General features: G+C 38.5%; 18 protein-coding genes and 2 pseudogenes. 17 read left to right on the top strand and 3 right to left on the bottom strand.

The genetic code is table 11. From position 1 onward, the window contains the following. Window positions 1-160: 160 nt before the first annotated feature. The 17 genes and pseudogenes from AC1DF0_RS31650 (at window position 161) to AC1DF0_RS31730 (ending at window position 14,562) form a co-directional block, all read left to right on the top strand. Window positions 161-568, top strand: a complete 408-nt coding sequence (locus AC1DF0_RS31650) for a hypothetical protein (protein WP_477577493.1) — start codon at window positions 161-163, stop codon at window positions 566-568. Window positions 569-740: 172 nt separating this feature from the next. Next, window positions 741-1,160, top strand: coding sequence for a hypothetical protein (locus AC1DF0_RS31655; protein WP_477577495.1), 420 nt, complete (start codon window positions 741-743; stop codon window positions 1,158-1,160). A gap of 99 nt (window positions 1,161-1,259) precedes the next feature. After that, window positions 1,260-2,072 (top strand): hypothetical protein, encoded by an 813-nt coding sequence (locus AC1DF0_RS31660; protein WP_477577497.1) that lies wholly within the window; start codon window positions 1,260-1,262, stop codon window positions 2,070-2,072. Between the two features lie 135 nt (window positions 2,073-2,207). Continuing rightward, entirely contained in the window at window positions 2,208-2,405 is a 198-nt protein-coding gene (locus tag AC1DF0_RS31665; protein WP_477577499.1) for a hypothetical protein, read from the top strand. 347 nt (window positions 2,406-2,752) lie between these two features. Continuing rightward, window positions 2,753-3,343 (top strand): hypothetical protein, encoded by a 591-nt coding sequence (locus AC1DF0_RS31670; RefSeq protein WP_477577501.1) that lies wholly within the window; start codon window positions 2,753-2,755, stop codon window positions 3,341-3,343. 171 nt (window positions 3,344-3,514) lie between these two features. Then, window positions 3,515-4,072, top strand: a complete 558-nt coding sequence (locus AC1DF0_RS31675) for a hypothetical protein (RefSeq protein ID WP_477577502.1) — start codon at window positions 3,515-3,517, stop codon at window positions 4,070-4,072. Between the two features lie 273 nt (window positions 4,073-4,345). Then, window positions 4,346-4,936, top strand: coding sequence for a hypothetical protein (locus tag AC1DF0_RS31680; protein WP_477577504.1), 591 nt, complete (start codon window positions 4,346-4,348; stop codon window positions 4,934-4,936). Between the two features lie 301 nt (window positions 4,937-5,237). Continuing rightward, a complete protein-coding gene (locus tag AC1DF0_RS31685; RefSeq protein ID WP_442053325.1) occupies window positions 5,238-5,669 on the top strand; it encodes a DUF3888 domain-containing protein in 432 nt (143 codons plus the stop codon). Window positions 5,670-5,736: 67 nt separating this feature from the next. Further along, window positions 5,737-6,174: a hypothetical protein gene (locus AC1DF0_RS31690; protein ID WP_442053326.1), complete on the top strand. Its 438-nt coding sequence runs from the start codon at window positions 5,737-5,739 to the stop codon at window positions 6,172-6,174. Window positions 6,175-6,538: 364 nt separating this feature from the next. Then, a pseudogene (locus tag AC1DF0_RS31695) lies at window positions 6,539-6,724 on the top strand (helix-turn-helix transcriptional regulator); the annotation flags it as partial. Window positions 6,725-6,799: 75 nt separating this feature from the next. Next, window positions 6,800-7,798: a GyrI-like domain-containing protein gene (locus AC1DF0_RS31700; RefSeq protein ID WP_477577514.1), complete on the top strand. Its 999-nt coding sequence runs from the start codon at window positions 6,800-6,802 to the stop codon at window positions 7,796-7,798. 711 nt (window positions 7,799-8,509) lie between these two features. Further along, window positions 8,510-8,920 carry a YhfM domain-containing protein gene (locus AC1DF0_RS31705; protein ID WP_477577507.1) on the top strand — a complete coding sequence of 137 codons (411 nt, stop codon included), beginning with the start codon at window positions 8,510-8,512 and terminating at the stop codon, window positions 8,918-8,920. Between the two features lie 753 nt (window positions 8,921-9,673). Beyond that, the gene (locus AC1DF0_RS31710) at window positions 9,674-10,300 is read left to right on the top strand and encodes a hypothetical protein (RefSeq protein ID WP_442053496.1); all 627 of its coding nucleotides are present in this window, start codon (window positions 9,674-9,676) and stop codon (window positions 10,298-10,300) included. 594 nt (window positions 10,301-10,894) lie between these two features. Next, window positions 10,895-11,583 (top strand): annotated as a pseudogene (locus AC1DF0_RS31715) (reverse transcriptase domain-containing protein); the annotation flags it as partial. A gap of 300 nt (window positions 11,584-11,883) precedes the next feature. Next, the gene (locus AC1DF0_RS31720) at window positions 11,884-12,018 is read left to right on the top strand and encodes a hypothetical protein (protein WP_442053497.1); all 135 of its coding nucleotides are present in this window, start codon (window positions 11,884-11,886) and stop codon (window positions 12,016-12,018) included. 329 nt (window positions 12,019-12,347) lie between these two features. Further along, on the top strand, window positions 12,348-13,541 hold the full coding sequence (locus tag AC1DF0_RS31725; RefSeq protein ID WP_477577510.1) for a hypothetical protein: 1,194 nt from the start codon (window positions 12,348-12,350) through the stop codon (window positions 13,539-13,541). Window position 13,542: 1 nt separating this feature from the next. Further along, window positions 13,543-14,562: a M23 family metallopeptidase gene (locus tag AC1DF0_RS31730; protein WP_442053428.1), complete on the top strand. Its 1,020-nt coding sequence runs from the start codon at window positions 13,543-13,545 to the stop codon at window positions 14,560-14,562. Between the two features lie 1,169 nt (window positions 14,563-15,731). Here the strand turns inward: AC1DF0_RS31730 and AC1DF0_RS31735 are convergent. The 3 genes from AC1DF0_RS31735 to AC1DF0_RS31745 all read right to left on the bottom strand — a co-directional run. Then, window positions 15,732-16,247, bottom strand: a complete 516-nt coding sequence (locus AC1DF0_RS31735) for a hypothetical protein (RefSeq protein ID WP_477577512.1) — start codon at window positions 16,245-16,247, stop codon at window positions 15,732-15,734. Window positions 16,248-16,266: 19 nt separating this feature from the next. Beyond that, the gene (locus tag AC1DF0_RS31740) at window positions 16,267-16,698 is read right to left on the bottom strand and encodes a hypothetical protein (protein ID WP_442053430.1); all 432 of its coding nucleotides are present in this window, start codon (window positions 16,696-16,698) and stop codon (window positions 16,267-16,269) included. Window positions 16,699-17,769: 1,071 nt separating this feature from the next. Next, the coding region (locus tag AC1DF0_RS31745; protein WP_477577516.1) for an IS3 family transposase at window positions 17,770-17,876 on the bottom strand (107 nt) is incomplete at its 5' end.

Genomic DNA, 17,876 nt, shown 5'->3' on the forward strand with positions numbered 1-17,876 from the left:
TTTTGCTTGTCTTGTGCCTTAAACTTCATGATAGAGCGACCTCCTGATGTGGATTAAAAGGGCTTTTGACCCGTTGCATAATCCCATCGTAACGAGGCGCTCGTTTTTGTTCAAACTCCAAATTATTCGTTTTACAGGAATTCTAACGGAGGTTAACTTAATGGTAAGTGGTATACTTTTAATTAAGGAACAGTTATTTGAAAGGAAAGTGGGTCCTCAAATGGACAATGGAAGATATGAAGAAATTCAGGAGTATGATAAAGAATCTGCACTTCAGGAATTGAAGTCAAATGACGAGAATAGAATCGTCGAGGCTTTACTTGGACTTGCCCTTAATGAGCAGGACTGGAAGTGGGTTCAAGACATTTGTATGCAATTAAGCAGTCACAGTAGCCACAATGTTAGAGGAATTGCGGTACTTTGTTTTGGACACCTGGCGAGAATACATGGACAATTAGAAACTGAAAAAGTACTACCTATTGTCAAAAAGGCACTTAATGATTCAAATGATTTTGTAAAGAGTCACGCTAACAGTGCCTCAGAAGATATTCAATTTTTCTTGAAATAAAGCCGCGAATACGATTTATTACGCTATTGGAGAACGATAGTTCAAAGCACGACGGAGGAGATTGCACACGGCAACTGCTCTCTTTTTCATTAATCCAGCTGGTAGGATTACGTGGTGGGTTCTTCTTTGATATGATTAGGGAAAAGTTGGATGTAGGAAGGATGTGAGTATAGTGATTACCGAGTTGCGACAATGGGCATTAGAGAACGAAATTGAAGAGAAAAGTATCAATGGATTTTGGTATTGCTTCAATAACTATAAAACTGATAATCAAGAAGAATTTATCGAAGTGTTTGGTGCTGATTTTGAAAAGAACCAATTAAACATCCAACTAAAGAATATAGCTTTATTTATAGACGAATGGGATGCGACAAAGATATACGATTCAATTACATATGGATTTGATTATGTTGTGTCATACATTCCCATTGAATACAGGAATAAAAAGATTGGTGTTTATCGAATGTTATTCAAATTAAGCGGAGAGTCGTTTGATGATTTTTTGTGCTTGATTGAACTATCGAGGAAAGAAAGTGAAATGATTACAACTGGAACAGGCGCCGCGGCAGATGCAGTAATATCTAATGATTAATTTTCTATATTGTGTAACTTTCACAAAACCTGCGGAGGACCGAAGGTGCTTTATAAAATAAATTGCTTTCATTCTGATTGATGGAGTCGGTATTAACCTATGAAGCCACTTATTAAGCAAAACGTTTATTCAAGCTTCAAAGAGCTTAACATGTTAGAACAGTTAGAAAAAGAACTGAAAGAGGAACTTGGTTTAGACTTCTGGGACACGATTGGGATTTTCTTTGATTATTGGCCGGAAGATGACAATGCCGATTATGAATGGGAAAGTATGCCCCTAGATATGGTTTTGCTGGGTTCAACAAGCATTTCCACGTGCACCTTTGGCTTTCTTACGGAGTTCAGTACGGTGGATGACCTTTCAAATGCAGCAATAATTCAGCATGAAGCGCTTGGTCTAGATAAACACTCCATTCTTATTGCACGTAACTTTATTGATTTTCTTCGATTGCTCATCACCCAAAAAAGCATATTTGGATTAATGTCAGACCAAGAAGCTGAACCAGACGATGATCTTGATCCCACACTCGAGTTAATTTTAAATCGAATTCAGGAACGATTTCAAATTGAGCCCTTTGAAAGTATTAAGGCCTATAAACAGCAGCTTGTTCAAGAACGTGAAAAGAGCGTTGTCGTTCAGACTTTCAATAGTCTTGGTGTAAAACGACTAACGGATCATATTACCCATTTAAAGATTGACTTGGATTATAATGAAATTGATGAACGAATTGAAGAGAGCTTACTAACGTTTGTAAAAACGGCTAGTATTGAGAGCGCTCTCGCTTATGTTCGTGATGTTCAGGAAATGAGTTATACCGACGTGCCATTTCCGGAGAAAGTTACAGTAGCAGTAAAATCTCTATTACAACAGCATGGGTTTGTGAACGAATTGCGCCGTTTCGACGCACTGTGATCCTGTAACGATGGGGCACAAATCGATTTATAACGTTTTACGACAGCTGCTACTCCTTGTTTGTTCAACTGGTAACGTGCGCTAACGGTGAATAATAGCTCAACAAGACTTTAGTGGAAAGGCGCGGAGGATATTTTGGATCAAAAATGGTTTTGTCCTGCTGTCAAAAAAGAAATTGATCAGGGTCTCTGCTGGGAGTATTTCTTTTCAGATCGGGGAGGACCTACTGATACTGCTTCCGAATTACGTGAGTGGATAAAGCTTACGAAGATATTCAGAGATATTAATCATTTTCAAGAAATATGCGAAAATTGTGAGCACAAACAAGGGTGATTGTTCCAAAGCGAAATATACGACGTTTCACAAAGTATATGGCGATGCCCCGAATGTAAGCGGCTCACTTTCTTTAACAAAGAAGGTACAGTTCCTGGGGTATATAAGTTGGAAAGTGATAGGATTGAATGATTTTTAATCGGGAGCTGACCATTCGTAGTGGCCGCTTTTCTTTCTAACGGAGTACGATAGTTCAACAACTTAAAGTGAGCAGTCCGTCGCGGTGCTGCTCACTGATTTCATTGAACTAAAGGGCAGGTTAATGGGAATAACTTGAAAAAATAGAGGACGAGATTAAAATGAAGAGACATTGATGTAAAATAGTAAAGGAGATGGTGAAAGTATTTATGTCAGCGACAAATAAATCAACATTTTTGSGGAAGTTTATTGCATATACAATATGTTCAATTCTCATCTTCTCACTAGGAATAAATGTATATCAACACAATATGTCTATTTCCGAAAGAAATAATGCTATAAAAATGTCTGAAGATTTCATGAGCAATCATGCAGCAACCTTTTCAAATGCTTTATATTCTCCTGAAAATATTGATATTATGGAATACATTAATAATCCAGATAAGTTAAGTGTAATTATTGAAGGAGTTCAACTTGCCGAATCTTATTATTTGACAGCTTCGAAATTCAAAACAATTCAACTGAGCGGTAAAAGCACTTTGCTATCGGGATTACTTCTCAATGATTATCTAAATGAACTTCGTTCATATCGAACCTATCTTCAAAGTAATTCCAAAGAACCTTACGATATTAAAGAAGTTGCAATTGTTATCAAAGACCTCCAAACGATTTCAAGTTGGTTAAGAGAAAAATATAAAAATAAAGAGTTTGAAGTATATACGGACGAAGATTTTTATAGGGATGTTTACCCGAAGCTTGAAAGTGATGTGAAGAGTTATCGGTTTGAACAGCAATTCTAAGTTAATTCATTCTAACGGGGAACGTTAATTAAATACAATACAACACGACGGCATCTAATCACATGATGAGCTGCCGTTTTCTCATACGAGCGGCCAGAATATATTGTTTTGGAGTTGTTAAAGCGGTATGAATGGGAATAATACACCTAATTCAACATTAGGTGGGATAACATGATAAGGATTTTTGTGTTTTTTATTGCAATGATGTTCATATTTAGTACGTCAGTTCAAGCAGAAGTAAGGCCTACCCAAGCGTTAAAGTACCATAAGTTTGACGCAACAACACTAGATAAAGTCAAGAGTAATGCTTCATTTCGATTACTTGTACCTAAAAACATCCCTAAAGAATGGACAGTAGAGCTTAAATATCCCTATCAGCTTGACGCCACTAAGCCAATTCAAAGAATCATATTGAACTACTTTGATAAGGAAGAAAACTTTATGTTTGGATTAGAGCAGCATAATGCTGTCGGATACAAAATTAAAAGAGAAATAATAAATATTGATGCTCGTACAAACAAAAGTTCAAGGACGATTGTCGAAGAAGAATTCAAATTTGATACAAGCGGTGAAAAATTAAATATGAGTGGTGTTGAAGTTCGATTTACGCCTTGGGCAGATAAAACACCAGGCGGTTACTTACGATGGATACAGGATGGTACCTATATTGAAATGTTAAGTTATTTACCCGAAAAGAGTATGTTTAAGATAGCCCAATCGGTAAAATAACAAGGTACGTGTATTCAACTAACGGAAGACGTTAGCAGAATAACTACACCGAGGTAGCCGGCCATACGATCGGCTGCCTCTTTGTTGAGCTAACTGGCAGTTTAACGTGGATGACGAATAAAGTTGTAGACTGTGGGCAGGCGTTAAGCAAATGGATGATTGTCGAATGTCTAGCAGGAATACGTCAAAAGTTAGCGAATTTCAAATATTCTAAAGTTAATTTAATATTAAATAGAACGGGGTGTATGTCCCCATAGTAGAGAAGAGGCCATCATGAAAAATTTTTTCCGTTTTTCAAAGAATAAGAACGTAAATCTAATCGTTTGGATTCTACTTGCGGTCGTTTGCCTTTATGTTGCCAACAAAGACGACGATAAGCCTACCACGAGCGCGTTATCTGAAACCACTGGGGAAACAGCCATTGATTTTAAGTTGGAAAACGAAATTATACGAATTGGACATTTTAGCATCGGCAGTGCCGGAGAACAATATGATTTTAGTCATTATAACAAGTCTGCATTAAATGTTGTTGATGAAGAGTTTCATATCCCTATAGACTCTGTATCTGTAGGGAATGTGCATGCTGAAATTGAGATAACATACACCGATGCCATTAATATCGAGAAGTCGAAGTGGTATATCGTTCCTGATGAAAATAGTGATATGGGATTTACGAATTGGCCACCACTTGAAGGAGAAACGAAAACGTATCAAATTGATTCAACACGAGCCATTGCCATGTTTCGGCCTGCAACCTACGCTGCATATCGAAAAGGTGGTTCAGTAAGCATTGTTTTCAGCTATGTGCTAAAGGATGGCATGAAAGGGAAACGGACATGGAACTTTATAGTTGAGCCATGGTAAATGTGCGCCAATCTTTTCCGTACAATGGACAATTATACAAATATCATAGCGTTACAAGATAAAAGAAGTGGTTGGTTCGAGTTTGAGAACCTCGAAGGATTTATTTTTGAAGTCAAATCACATATCCTGAATGCTAAGTTAACGATGAACGATAGTTCAACAACATAAAGTGAGCAGTCCGTCGTGGCCCTGCTCACTTTTTTCATTAAACTAAAGGGCAGATTACGCTAACGCATACACCTCTCCATTCTGGACAGATTATTTAATGTTTGTTGGATTAAGGTAAGGGAGGGCATGTTTCTTGAGAGTAATAATTTGCTTTGTAATCCTATTATCAACGGTTGGATCGCAATTATGTAATGCATCTGATGAAAAGCCTCTTAAGGACTCAAGAGAATTGCAATTGCAAGATATGCTTGTATTGCAGTTGCTTCCTCATATGAGAGAAAGACTTGCTGTTGTGTATTCGGATGTATTTACAGCACCAGGCTCACCTGATATTTATCCTTATTTTGTTGATGTCAAGGATACCAGAAGGGTAAATGGCTTCCGTGGTTTTGATTTTTTGATTACTCTTGATGTACATCCAACAGTTGGACCCCATATTTCTGTTGGTGAAGATGTTTTTACATATCGAATCTCAGCAGATGGAGTTGAACTTAAAAGTTTTGAACATGTTAAAGGACCAGATAAGAAAGACTTTCCTCCAAATTACCAGGATCTTTTAAAGTAACGGGCAGTTTAACAACAACACGCATAAAACCCTGTATACTGTGGGAGTTTATGGATGAGGTGATGACATGATACGAAAATTGATTTACGGTCTACTCTTTTTCTTTTGGATTATACTTATCAATGAGCCAATAATTACTGCTCAACCAGATGAATACAAGGCTAAGGAAAAAGACTCAATTGAATGGGTCGCTTTGTGGACTTTCCCTAAAACAAGGGAAGAACAATTGGAGCGTATGCTAACGACTGAATTGCAAAGAAAGGTTTTATGGGCGCTCCAAGAAAAACACTATTTAGAGCCTGGAAAAGAACATCTATACTCGATTGATCCATTTCAGGTATCCACAATGAGACAAAATGAGCATGGAATCTCTGAATTGGAGGTCACTGCAAAAGTACATCAAGTTATTGATAATGAAATAGAAAAGAAATTTGATAATTATCTAATTTCTTTTCGTCATAAGTACGATTCAGGGTTTATGGTCATAGAGGTGGTAAAAAAGTAAGGGCCATGGGGCAAAACTAATTATTTACTCAACCGCAGCCGGTCCGGCTGCTTTTTGTCGTTGAGCTATCTGGGAACGATAGATCAACATCATAAAGTGAGCAGTCCGCCGCGGCCACGCTCACTTTTTTCATTAAGCTAAAGGGAGGATAACGCAATAGTCGTGATTCTTCGCCAATACGAGAAAAAACATCGAGAGATCTATAGTTCTCCATGCTACAATCAATGCCATGGAGGTGCACATCCATGAATTATGAGCAAAGAATTCAATCCGTACTTAATTATATTGAGATGCATGTGCAGGAAGACATTACGTGTGAGTCACTTGTAGCGCTGGCCGGCTTCTCTAGTCACATTTTTTGCGCGTGTTTGAAGCATACATCGGCTCCACCGTCATGTCATATGTGCGAGGTCGCAAGCTACATCTTGCTGCCGAACAACTAAGCCAAAGTAAAGATAAAATAGCTGACATCGCATATGATTACGGTTTCGAATCTCATGACGTATTCGGAAGAGCTTTCAAACGCATGTATGGAATAACACCGGAAAACTATCGGAGGAGAAGGTTTCTTTTGCCTACATTCCACGCTGTCAATCTCGCACAGCAGCGAAATGGAGCTGTAGCAATGTTGAAAACCAAACCTCATACAGCGATTGTGACAAAACCAGATATGAAGTTAATTGGCATAGAATGCCGATTTGAAGATTGTGTACCTCCTCCTGATCTGTGGAAGAAGTATTTCGATGAGTGGCAGCAAACTTTCGGCAATATCGCACATTTACGCGTAGAGCCAGAAAAAGAAATCGACTATGCCTTGTCATTAGATCGAGACGAAAGCGGATACACCTATTTTATCGGGATCGAAGTTACAAGTGTAGACCATGTGCCGCCAGGTGCAACAGTACGGCTCATCTCAAAAACGAAATATGCGAGATTCACTGCTATTGGCCCAGTCGGGGAGTCTATAGGACGAACATATGACTACATTTTCAAAGAATGGTTTCCAAGTTCGTCGTATCAAACTACTTCCGGTCCGATCATGGAACACTATGATATGCGTTGTGCAACCAGTCTCGGTATACCGCCTGAAAAGCACGAAATGGATATCTACATTCCAATCGAACCAATCATAACAGAAACAAAAGAGATTATTGAACTTCAACCTTACCGGGCAGCTTATTACAAGGCCGTCGGCAGAAAGGGAAGGAAATGGCACCAAGTGAAGAAAGAAGCATTTGATGTCATGTTTGGTTGGGTATTATCGCAAGGCATTGATCAATCTAATATGCGGATTCGAGCACATAACAACGGAGGTTCGTCGGAAGAGGATTTCTATTATGAGGTTTACATCGACATTACCGGGAAAGATGTCACTATAACAGAGAATTCACTTATCAGCTTGATAGATTGCGAAGGCGGATTGTTTGTCGTCATTCCTGCACTTCATCGTATGTTGGAGCCGACAGGAAAAGCATTTGGCAAATGGTTTGACCAGCAGGAGAAATATAAGATGACGGGTGAATGGTTCGAAGAATTCTTAATTCATAACGTCAAAGTGACTTTGGATACACTCATCAGGATGAATTTCGGGGTGAAGAGATTGTTGGTTACAGAGCTGAACTAACGGAGAACTTTAGTACAATGTACCATAGAGCAGTTTGCGATCCGCAGCTGCTCCATTTTTATTAAGCTAAAGGGCAGGACACTTCCAATATGTGTTAAAATATATTTTTGTAAAAAGAACCAAAAAACCTGCATTGCAGAAACGGAGGAATTGTGAGGTGCAAGTCTTTAATTTTAGTCAAATTAACAATCTGTTGACTGGGGTAGGGTTAGCTTGCGAGCTTGAAGCTACCTCTGAACTGAATCGAGCTTTCGTAAAAGTGCAGGTTATTAATGAACAGAAATATCTAAATAAGATAGAACCAGGCTCGGCTAAATTCTATTTAAGAAAATATGAGGTGCCCTCAGAATATCTAGATAATAAATGGGACATTTCGGATGATGAACTAGTTGGGTCAGTTCATAATATAAGTATCATTGGAATTAAAAATCTACCATGAATGAATGTCGGACGACAAGAACATATATACAACGATAGCCGCAAAAATTGCGGCTTTTTTGATTTATGTATAGAAGTTCTTGTCGCGAGCTCAAGACAAGAACTTCTATACATAGCCGTATTAGGACAAGAACTTCTATACATCCCCGTGATCCCCGGTAATGCACGATTTATTAACTAACGGGAGGATAGTTGAATAACTCAAAAAACCATTAGCAACCTTTTAATTCCATTTATCGTATACAGATTAGAGGTTTTATGGAGGTGATTATTGTGAAAAAGTATTTACTTACCTTCTTGTTGCTAACTCTTATTATGATCCTTGGGTGTAACGAGAAGAACCAGGACTCTTTTCAGGAAAACGGCGGAGTTTCAGTTAATCTGATATGTAGTCGGCAGGACAATACAAATAAATGCACAGACCAGCAATTCAATGATATCCAATCATTCCAAGTCTTCAAAACTGCTATAGACGGTGCAGAGAAAAAATCGGGTATACTTAATTATATAGCAGAATACAATTTGAAGATTAAATTTAAGGATCAAACAACAAAAACTTACCATTTATCATTAGGTACAAATAGTGATATGAAAGGGCTATTGGTAGACCTTGGAAATACTAATCAAGGTTATGAAATTCCTGTAGTAGATGCAAATAAATTAAGGGAATTGATTAAGGGTTAGTAAATTTTGCATTAAGCAATCGGAGAACTTTAGTTGAATACAACATGGAGCAGATTGCGATCGGGCAGCTGCTCCATTTTCATTAAGCTAAAGGGAGGAGAGTTGAGTGGAACATAGAATATATTACATAATAAATACTCATGCTTGGAGGTTGGATTGTTACGGAAGAGGATTTTTTAGATATGCTTCAAATTGGTTAGAAAAACTTCCACAGAATTTGTGTCGAAGCAGGTATTTATCATGGATTAGACTTATTCGGGTATAACCTTTGATAACTATTTATTTTCAGTTGATTTTGCAGGCTCGAAATATCAATACTCCACATTAATGTACTCTATTCTTAAAACTTGCCACTTCTTCAATTATGTTTTTAAAGATGCAGTCTTGGTTTGTAATTCGCTCGTTGGCTCAGAATTCAAAGGGGCATTTAATGAKGGTGTCACCTTTACGGATAATACATATCATTCKGAACCCTCACAGAGTGATATCTAGCTGACATGATAAAATAAAAAACCTTTGAGCTAAAGAGGAACTTTAGTTTTATGGACTATTATTTATATGGTGAAGAAACAAATGTGAATCTCTTTGGACAATTTTTTCAAATCATCAATCGAGGAAAAGAAACTTGGTATGCGGTTGGTAAAGAGACCCCAGTGCAATTAAGAAGTACATATATATGCTGGGTTATCCTATTTCAGAGCGAGTACGCTAATGGGTAAATTATATGATGAATTTCTGGAGGGATTAGGGTTTATGAACAAACGAATGGGTATGAAAATATTTGTAATTTTAATGACTAGTATTTTGCTTATAAGTTGTGAAATGAATCAATCCTCCGAATCCAAAGTTGAAGAAACAATGAAAGTAACTGAACCAACAACTGAACCAACAACTGAACCAACAACTGAACCAACAACCAATCCCAAAATAGAACCGATTGGATTGGTATCCGACTTTGACCAGTCGCTTTCTGATGAAAATATTCAGGCTTATTATGGCTTAGGGTGGGAATCGTTGGATCAGGAGTATTCCTTATATATTAAAGCATTTTTTCAACGTGTATTATTTCTTGAAGATTATATCAATATCGAAGGTAGCGAACAGCAAATAGACCCGGTATCTGAGATTCGGAAGAGTGAAGATGTAAGCAATCAATTGTTAGGTATTAAATTTACTAATCCAATAACTACAACAGTAGATCAGTTACCAAAAGGAATCATTGAAATATGGTTTAACATCAACAAAGAAAAACTCTTTATGTATATTAAATTACAAGACAATAAATGGTACTCTTATACAGTTCTCGACGGACTTTTTACAGGCGACATGAAAATCATGGAGGAAGTGTTATCTAGTATTTTATCCGATAATAGAGCTTAATTTATGCTTTCTCGGTACGATGCAGTTTAATTACGAATGCTCGCTTATTGGCAGGAATTCGCCAGAGGATGAATCGTAACCTGGATTGAATGGGACGAGAGTCTTCAGAGTGAGCGCGCATGTGGGAACAAAGGGGCGAGTTTTCGCTCCTTTTTTGTGTGCGCCCAGCATGGGCGCTATCAGTAGGGTTATAGCCCCTGAATGGCGAAGGCATTAGTAGCCATAGCTCAAGGCAAGGGGTGTCCACCGTTAAGGTGTCTGAAGGAAGCCGGCGGCAAATCTCAGGTCTGAGGAACACGAACCTCATATAAGGCTAGTGTACGTTGGACAAGACTGCACAACAAGTCAAAGCTCACACTGCTGAAGGCGTACGAAAGTAGATGGGGCAGATAGATGGAGCGGAAGATAGCATTTCTTACCTGGGGAGATCTATATGGAAGGCGAAGTAAACTTCGTAACCTTGCTCGATAGAGCATGTTGAACGTACATAAGTCAGTAGAGGCCATAGTACGCAGATTGTCGCACAGATGCGGAAGGGCTGAACATGGAATAGGAAAGTAAGCGACTTGGCGTTCGATACTGTCACGAGATAATATGCTGTCAGCGCTAGCGAGGGTCGAAGCGAACAAGGGAAGTCTTGGCATAGATGGTATGTCGGTAAAAGACTTACGCAGACACATCGTACAAAACTGGCAAACGATTCGCGAAAGTATATGAAATGGAACCAAAGAGCCTAGTCCAGATCGTCGGGTCGAAATCTCCAAACTGAACGTTGGAACTCGGTTTTTAGGCATACCAACCGTGACAGACCGCCTCATTCAACAGGTGATCACGCAAGTATTAACAAACACCTGTATTTGACCCCACATTCTCTGAGCAAAACTATGGATTTCGCCCTCAAAGGCGAGGGTATGACGAGGTAAGGAAAACGCGCAGTTACATGCAAGAGGGTCATCACATTGTGTTAGATATCGACATAGAGAAATTCTTCGACCGCAACCATCATGACCGTTTAATGGCAAGCTAGCGGAGCGAGTAGCGGATAAAACCGTGTTGAAGCTCATTCGTACGTATTTACAGGTGGGATCTATGGAAGGAGGTCTTGTCCAAGCATCAATGGAAGGAGCGCCGCAAGGAGGGCCACTGAGTCCATTGGTATCTAATGTCGTCCTTGACGAATTAGACAAGAAATGGAGCAGAGCAATCTTCGCTTCGTGAGATATGCCGATGATATCATTTACTTGAAAACGTGGAAAGCAGGGCATCGCATGATGATGTCCATTGAGGTCGGCGGGGTTCAATTGAGTATATAAAATATTAAGCCAGGATATTTAGTCAGCGTACGCGGACGTGAATTTCAGTTAGTAGTGAAAGCTAATCCTAAAACGGTTGAACTTCAATCAAAAGTTGTGCCGTACACATTAAAACACCCGTATGCAGAGATTCAAGAAATGCAGATTCCAGAAGGTTGGACCGACTCGGAAAAGATGCCTCACAAGCTGTGAACCCTTTCTGTGAGTGAGATTTGCTACGACAATAAGATTGGCTGTGATTGTATAAAAAAGGTACTTCAGGTGATCAAAATGACTGAAAAAAATGTGATGATTCAAGCTGTCGAAGGTAAAGACAATAAGCCCATTCGTGATACCTTCGTTTCAGAAAAAACGTCGATTGGTAAAGATTTCACGCGGCGAACCGCCGGTAGTCAACTATCATAGCTGGTACCTATAAAAGCATAATTGAATTCGTCTGGAGGCCAGCTACTGTAAATGGCCTTTTATTTATATGTCTGCTTGGACAGTGTGTTTGCTTCTTGGCTACTTGAATAGGTATTCAACTGAGGCATGCGATATTGAAGGTGTGCTTTTTATTGGAATTTTAGATGGTTTTTTTTGCTAAGTGTTTCGGCTGTACATGTGACGAGTGAGAGGAATTACGATGTGACTCAAAGTATTAATTAAACAGATATGTTAAATTTTTAACACTTAAACTTCCTAATTATACTAATTTACGATATACTCGTAAAAAATGGAGGAGTGATAAATTAATGAAAAGAATTACATTATTAAGCGCTTTCACAATTGTGTCCCTGTTGACAGGTTCAATTGTGTGGGCGAACTATGATCAATGGTCATCGTTTAAGAAAGATGAAGGTGTTATTCAATCTCAAGATGGTATCTTAACTAAAATTCCTAGTGATCAAGAAAAGCTAGAAGTTGTAAATTCTATTGATCCAGCTCTAGGAATCCCACTGAAAGAATTAGGATCAGCGACGCCTGTAAATGGTGAGAAATACGAAGAAGTGAAAATAAAACATGTGTTTAGCGGCAATGAAGCGGAACTGACATTTGATGTAGCCTATCGTAATGGTGTGCCTGTATTACTTTCTAACAATGATCGTCCATACAACGTAACAGTAATTCCGAATTCACGAGAGAGTTTGATTCAATACAAGGACAATCTGTATTTTGTTGATATTGAAAATAAAATGATCAGGAATGCGTTGTTAGAACAAGTTGGCCGATATGATTTGAAAGATTCAGAAAGGAAAATTGCAGATAAAAAAGACGAAAACCTTGGTTTAGTTTGGGGAGCTTACGCTTCTATTAATCAAGATGGAACAAAAATGGTTTATTTCAGTAACAGAAATGCAGCTTTCAATGATAATTTAAATGGAGAAATGTGGATAAAAGATTTGAAGACTGGTGAAGAGAAGACTGTTAGGAACTGGGAACATGTCCTTGGTTGGGGGACGGATAATGAGTTGATTTTAAGAACAATACGAGATTCAACCATAAATATTGAATCGTATAATATAGAGTCAGGCCAATCATTACAGATCGCTGAAAATTATATTAGTGTTGGATTCTCACATCCATATCTTATTTATCAACAAGAACCGAAAATGATGATTGTTTATCAAGTGGAGACTAAGGAGAAGAAAGTAATTGAGTCAGAAACCATTAACCTTATTAAGGTGCTTGAAATAAACAAATATAGCTCTGAGATACAATGGGCGATTGGTCTCAATGCTCCTGACAGGACCAAAATAGATCGAAACATTTTGGTTTTTGATCTGTTACATGGCGTTATTAAAGAGATTAACCCACTAAAAAATACATTAATTGAATCAGTGCAATGGGTCGATTCCAGCCAGTTCCTCGTAAATGCAAGGGAGATCGGATCATCGCAAAATTCAACCTATTTTGTAGATAACGATAAACTCTGGGGAGATGAGTAACTTGAAAAATATTTTATTAGTACTATTATCTAGTCTGATTATACTCTACAGTTCCTTAACAATAAATGCAAGTGTTGTATCCGCAGCAGACTATGATCCAAAATTTAGCGAGGTATATGGAGTTACAAATATTGTCACTTCAGGAGTCGCTCGTTCACCTTTACGTATGGGGACTGCACCTACCGCTTCCGATAGTTGGGCGTACATTACTAGTAAAAATAATCAACCAAGAGGTTCTGGAGACACTAATCCACATCAAGGGACTGATATTCGTGCCGGTGCGAATACCAACGTGTATTCTATTCTTCCAGGAAAGGTTGCATTAATTAAAGAGGATGCGACTACAATTGCTGCACAATTAGGATCGATTTTCATTCAATATGATGTTAACGGCGATGGAACTTATGATAACTATTACGTCAGATACACACATATAATACCCGAAGCAAGTCTAAATGTAGGCGATATTGTTTCAAATATCGAAGTTATTGGAGTAGTTGATGTTCAAAAAGCGTATGGGCCACATTTGCATATGCAATCTGTTACTTCTACAACTACCTATAAGACGACTAAAATGTATAACTACTTTACTGGAGCCTCCAGTTGGGATTTTGGACATGCGTTAGATTATTTTGCTGCAGACTCATATGTTGGTAATAGCTTGTATATCAGTGCTTATGCTCACACAACTGGACCAGATGGTATATTCAGAGCTGAGAAAGTTGAACTTTATTATAAAAAAGGATCCACAGGTACATGGACCAAGTCTACAACAAATTTAAGTCCGTATTCTACATACCGATGGACAATTGACTTGAAAGCAGCAACTGGTGCTAGTGTTGGTAATACAATTTACTATTACTTGGTTGCAACTCGCGCTGGTTCGACTAGTACTCCAGCTGATCCTTCATTTACAGGATCATATAAAGTTGGCTTCTGGCCACAATATTTCGAACATCCTTCGGCTCCCCTGTCGGCAACGAATGCAAATTTAATGGCGAGAGTATTCGTAATCACGTAAAACACCTCCTAAAAACATGAGAAAACTGGCGCCTGTACCTAAATGGGCGTCAGTTTATTTAATTTTCCATATGGTCGTATAATACGCGTCTTGGTGTGAGCGTTGCACGTCTACCTATCTACCCAAGAAAAATGGCCGAATGCTTCATGCTTTCACTATGTGAATGAGGGCTACATTAAGAAACATTCCCCTTGGCGTTTGCCTCCTTAGAACTCTGAATTTTTGCACTCTCTAGACTTGCTTGTAACGMAGCTATTAGATCTACCTCGACAATTGCATCAAGACAGATCGGATCGATCCAGCGTGCAACCGATGGGATTTCCGGAGAATTATTGGAAAGAGATAAGTAAATATGTCTGATAGTTTTCGCTCTGATTTGAATACACGCTAGGGACTATCAGTGTGTTGGTAAAGATTGGTGCAGAGTTAATTGAGCAAGTATATTAGATTGCCGGATCTAGCTATTAATTAAAGTCCCACTTAGAAGCGGGAGCGATGTAGGAGTTTTCACTAATGAGAAGATCCTTCATTTCTATAGCAAAAAGCCAAAACTATAGAATAGAGATGTAAAATACGATGTTATGGCTCGACATCGAGTAACACAAAAAGAAGCCATCTTATAACAGTAGGCTTCTTTTTGTGTTACTCACATTTTTTATTGTGCCTGGCTTCTTCTCCGACAATCGTCGCGGCGGGAGGTCGATAAAAATATTGTTGCGCGCTCTGTGCCCCTGTAGGGATACGGAGTGATGTCGAGTTGATTGGTCCATTTTTGGTAATTAGAACATTGTCCTAATAATTGGAGCTGTTTCAGCAATCCGGATTCTGTCATCCGCGCTTGCGTTCAGCGCACCAGGTGCCAGGGGTATCGATCCCGGCGATAAGTTGATGGAAGTAGGCGGCGGGGAATGACGGCAGAATGTACCTTTTTATGTTAAAGAATGTGCTATCTATAGCTMCGTTAGTTTTTCGCCGTAGGGGTGATTAACAACCGGCTCTTTAATAAAGTTGCTTAGCATTGTAACCCCGCGTTTTGCTGGAATCCAGCACTCTTGATTAATGAGTATGTCATTTACACCAAAACAATTTTTCATAAAAATGCACCGCCCAGAATTTTATCGAAAACCCCAAAGGGATTTTCCAATCTATTCTAAGAGGTGCACTTCAGCTTATTGTTCTATTATTTTAGACAATTTTTTTGCAATTCCGTCTGCATACCATAACTTGTGTCCTTCTTCGTCTATCCTAGTCTTTAAACTTATGAAAACATACGAAGCATTCTTTTTTTGCCAGTATACTTTTATCTCTGTTCTGTCGGGATTAAAAAGCAATCCAGGCATTGAATCCCCAACCTCTAGATTTTTGCTTTTCGCCTCACCGAAAACCTCAAGAAAAGAAGACTTTTCCTCATCTGATAAAGTGGGAATGAAAGTATCATGCAATGTTCTCATGTCCGTAAACGTCCAATCAGATACATCTTCTTTTCCTTCATTGATGATCTGATTCTTTCCATTCTCCCATGTTTTTTGCAATCTTTTCTGAACTGCCGCTACATGAGCAGCATCTTCAGCAGGTACCGAGGGGGAAAATTTATTAAACGAGTCTTTTGCAAAAGCAATTGCACCAGTACCCGTTATAACTAAACAAGCGAGTGCTAGGGTAACTATTGTTTTTTTTGCTTTCATATTTTAAACCTCCATTTTGTTATTGAGCTGATTTGGTCTTAGAGCTATAACCTGTATCCGTGTAATCTGCAGCTCCTGCTGTCTTGTAATGTATCCTTGTGCTCCAATCCATTTCATATAATCCTAATGCATTGTGATAACATGACGCTGTTAATGCAGCTGCTTGTGTAACTGAAGCAGTTGTCTTATATTTTGTATCCATTGATGAACCTAGAAAATAACCATCTAAATAAAAATCCAAATACGCCCTTACGAAGTCTACATTAGCATTGTTTGACGATTCGTAAATAGCGCCATGCATATAGGTAACTTGTGGGTTCGAGCATGGTTGTGTATATAAACTTGGTGCACCTGCAAATGATTGTATTGGAAACAGAGTAAATAACAAAGTTAACGCTACAACCATCTTACTTATTGTATACTTTTTAATTTTAAATGAGAACCGTAACATGAAAAAACCTCCCACTAAGTAATAAAACTTTTTGCTCCTAAATTTTCGAGATTGACTTTTTGAATGGTTCGATTTTATTCAAACCGTAGGCAAAACGTAGATAATAAACATGAAAATCTCCATAGACCAAGCATATTTTTTTACGCAATTGTTCAAACCATTTATTCAAAAGAGCCAACGTTTAAAAAGTAATGTTATAATTACCATCCCTCTCAATATGAATCTAGTTCCTAGTATTTTGAACTTCTAAAATATACCATTGTATTTCGCTCTCTGAAATGGGCCTTTTATCCTTTTTTGTTGTCGTTTTATGTAGATATATCGCATTTTTTCTGTCATTCCACTTAACTAATCAAGCTGAAATAAAGAATGAAAAAGTATGGTAGGTAATTTCATATAGCTTGTCGAATGCCGCCTACAACGAGAAAAATCCGCGAGAAAGTGCGGGGATGTTCCGGGAGCGATTATCGACCTATCCTATTCTTAATGCGTTAAATTGCTAAAAGATACTTCTGAATTCCGTGCTGTACTGATCCCAAAAGTGCCCAAACCCAAATAGGAGATGGATAGTATGACATTGAAAAAGACGATAGTATGGATAACCATGATGGGTAATGGAAGTCGGAAACCGTTTGTTCGGTCCGTGAAAAAAACAGTCATGGCGAGTTGTTCATGCAACAGATAAACTATGGATCGAGCGACCGAGAGATGAATTGAATTTAAAGTCAGTGGATGACTTTTGACATTGAGTATTACACTATTCGGTATCAGCCGAACGGAGGTATGGAATACGTTTGTAAAGTAATGGCTTCCCGATGGCCATAGATGGATCGCTTCAAACAGAACCTTGCTAAGGTTCTTGTTCTCCAGCCCATAGGAGTAAGATGTCGCTCCGAGCATAGAAACCGAGATTGTGTGCGACGGATGGCGGAGAAATTAATGGTACACTATGAAAAATATGAGGGGAGTGATTTGTTGATGAATAATTTACGTCGGCTTTTATTCGTATTATTAGGTCAGCCAGAGATTTGAACTGCACCCCGTCAAGTAGACAGTACAAAAAATAAAGATCTATGAAGCGGCCTTAGCCCTAAATTCAAGGGGACTGAGGCCGTTTAGTTTTTTCTGCAATCGTTCGTAATTGTAAAAGTGGATGTAATCATCAATATCGTTCTTTA

The sequence above is a fragment of the Paenibacillus sp. 05T425 genome, from assembly GCF_056396205.1.